Annotated in this window: 1 rRNA gene; it reads left to right on the top strand. The window is 49.2% G+C overall.

The annotated features are described in order from the left end of the window. The first annotated feature begins 278 nt into the window (after window positions 1–278). Window positions 279–3,171, top strand: a 23S ribosomal RNA gene (locus BCU84_RS07645). Window positions 3,172–3,182 lie beyond the last annotated feature (11 nt).

The raw sequence follows: 3,182 nt of genomic DNA, 5'->3' as shown, positions 1-3,182 counted from the left end.
GTTCTTTAACAATTTGGAAAGCTGATAGTATTTAATTGCATGAGTCTGTCATGTTAATTAATTACAAATCGTATTATTGGGAAGTTAATCCCTTTTCGATAATACATTGAGTTCTCAAAACACTTTATTAAGTGTCTTGAATATTCTAAAAACTAAGGCGAATTTGTGTACTCGTAAGAGATGCAAATTAGTAATAAACCAGCTAGTTACGATACAACAGTTAAGGCTACCCGCTTTAACAACAGTCTGTTTCTTTTAGAAACTTATTTGGGTTGTATGGTTAAGTGACTAAGCGTATACGGTGGATGCCTTGGCAGTCAGAGGCGATGAAGGACGTAGTAACTTGCGAAAAGCGTTGGCGAGCTAGTAACAAGCATTTGAGCTAACGATGTCCGAATGGGGAAACCCGGCCACATAAGTGGTCATCATAACGTGAATACATAGCGTTATGAGGCGAACCTGGGGAACTGAAACATCTAAGTACCCAGAGGAAAAGAAATCAACCGAGATTCCCCTAGTAGCGGCGAGCGAACGGGGATTAGCCCTTAAGTCTATGGGGTGTTAGTGGAATGTGTTGGAAAGCACAGCGGCACAGGGTGATAGCCCCGTACATGAAAACTAACCATAGATGAAATCGAGTAAGGCGGGACACGTGACATCCTGTTTGAATATGGGGGGACCATCCTCCAAGGCTAAATACTCCTGACTGACCGATAGTGAACCAGTACCGTGAGGGAAAGGCGAAAAGAACCCCTGTGAGGGGAGTGAAATAGAACCTGAAACCGTGTACGTACAAGCAGTGGGAGCGGTTCTTGAGACCGTGACTGCGTACCTTTTGTATAATGGGTCAGCGACTTACATTTTGTAGCGAGGTTAAGCGAATAGCGGAGCCGTAGGGAAACCGAGTGTTAACTGCGCGTTTAGTTGCAAGGTGTAGACCCGAAACCGAGTGATCTAGCCATGGGCAGGTTGAAGGTTGAGTAACATCAACTGGAGGACCGAACCGACTAATGTTGAAAAATTAGCGGATGACTTGTGGCTGGGGGTGAAAGGCCAATCAAACTCGGAGATATCTGGTTCTCCTCGAAAGCTATTTAGGTAGCGCCTCGAGCGAATACCACTGGGGGTAGAGCACTGTTAAGGCTAGGGGGTCATCCCGACTTACCAACCCTTTGCAAACTCCGAATACCAGTGAGTACTACTCGGGAGACAGACGGCGGGTGCTAACGTCCGTCGTCAAAAGGGAAACAACCCAGACCATCAGCTAAGGTCCCAAAGTTATTGCTAAGTGGGAAACGATGTGGGAAGGCTTAGACAGCTAGGATGTTGGCTTAGAAGCAGCCATCATTTAAAGAAAGCGTAATAGCTCACTAGTCGAGTCGGCCTGCGCGGAAGATTTAACGGGGCTAAGCAATACACCGAAGCTATGGGTTTGCACTTAGGTGCAAGCGGTAGAGGAGCGTTCTGTAAGCGGTTGAAGGTGAAGGGGTAACCCACACTGGACGTATCAGAAGTGCGAATGCTGACATGAGTAACGATAATGGGGGTGAAAAACCCCCACGCCGAAAGACCAAGGGTTCCTGTCCAACGTTAATCGGGGCAGGGTGAGTCGACCCCTAAGGCGAGGCCGAAAGGCGTAGTCGATGGGAAACAGGTCAATATTCCTGTACTTCTGCTAACTGCGATGGAGAGACGGAGAAGGCTAGGCTAGCGCGGCGTTGGTTGTCCGCGTTTAAGGTTGTAGGCTGTAAACTTAGGCAAATCCGGGTTTACATTAAGGCTGAGAACTGATGACGAGTCCCCAAGGGGATGAAGTAGTTGATGCCATGCTTCCAGGAAAATCTTCTAAGCTTCAGGTTAGTAGGAATCGTACCCCAAACCGACACAGGTGGTCGGGTAGAGAATACCAAGGCGCTTGAGAGAACTCGGCTGAAGGAACTAGGCAAAATGGTACCGTAACTTCGGGAGAAGGTACGCTGCTGGCGGTGATGAGACTTGCTCTCTAAGCTGCTGGCAGTCGCAGATACCAGGTGGCTGCAACTGTTTATCAAAAACACAGTACTGTGCAAAATCGCAAGATGACGTATACGGTATGACGCCTGCCCGGTGCTTGAAGGTTAATTGATTGGGTTATCTTCGGAGAAGCTCATGATCGAAGCCCAAGTAAACGGCGGCCGTAACTATAACGGTCCTAAGGTAGCGAAATTCCTTGTCGGGTAAGTTCCGACCTGCACGAATGGCGTAATGATGGCCACGCTGTCTCCAGCCGAGACTCAGTGAAGTTGAAATTGCGGTGAAGATGCCGTATACCCGCGGCTAGACGGAAAGACCCCGTGAACCTTTACTATAGCTTGGCACTGAACATTGAACCTACATGTGTAGGATAGGTGGGAGACTTTGAAGCTTCGTCGCTAGATGGAGTGGAGTCAATCTTGAAATACCACCCTTGTAGTTTTGATGTTCTAACCGCGGCCCCTTATCGGGGTTCGGGACAGTGCCTGGTGGGTAGTTTGACTGGGGCGGTCTCCTCCCAAAGAGTAACGGAGGAGCACGAAGGTTGGCTAAGTACGGTCGGACATCGTACGGTTAGTGCAATGGCATAAGCCAGCTTAACTGCGAGACATACACGTCGAGCAGGTACGAAAGTAGGTCATAGTGATCCGGTGGTTCTGTATGGAAGGGCCATCGCTCAACGGATAAAAGGTACTCCGGGGATAACAGGCTGATACCGCCCAAGAGTTCATATCGACGGCGGTGTTTGGCACCTCGATGTCGGCTCATCACATCCTGGGGCTGAAGTCGGTCCCAAGGGTATGGCTGTTCGCCATTTAAAGTGGTACGCGAGCTGGGTTCAGAACGTCGTGAGACAGTTCGGTCCCTATCTGCCGTGGGCGTTGGATGATTGAAGGAAGCTGCTCCTAGTACGAGAGGACCGGAGTGGACGAACCGCTGGTGTTCGGGTTGTTATGCCAATAGCATTGCCCGGTAGCTACGTTCGGAATCGATAACCGCTGAAAGCATCTAAGCGGGAAGCGAGTCCTAAGATGAGTCATCCCTAGGAATTTAATTCCTCTAAAGAGCCGTTCGAGACTAGGACGTTGATAGGCAGGGTGTGTAAGCGTTGTGAGGCGTTGAGCTAACCTGTACTAATGACTCGTGAGGCTTAACCATACAACCCAGAT

The organism is Shewanella sp. 10N.286.51.B7, assembly GCF_002873615.1.
GTDB classification, from domain to species: Bacteria; Pseudomonadota; Gammaproteobacteria; order Enterobacterales; family Shewanellaceae; genus Shewanella; species Shewanella electrodiphila.
This window is presented reverse-complemented; position numbering and strand designations above follow the sequence as displayed.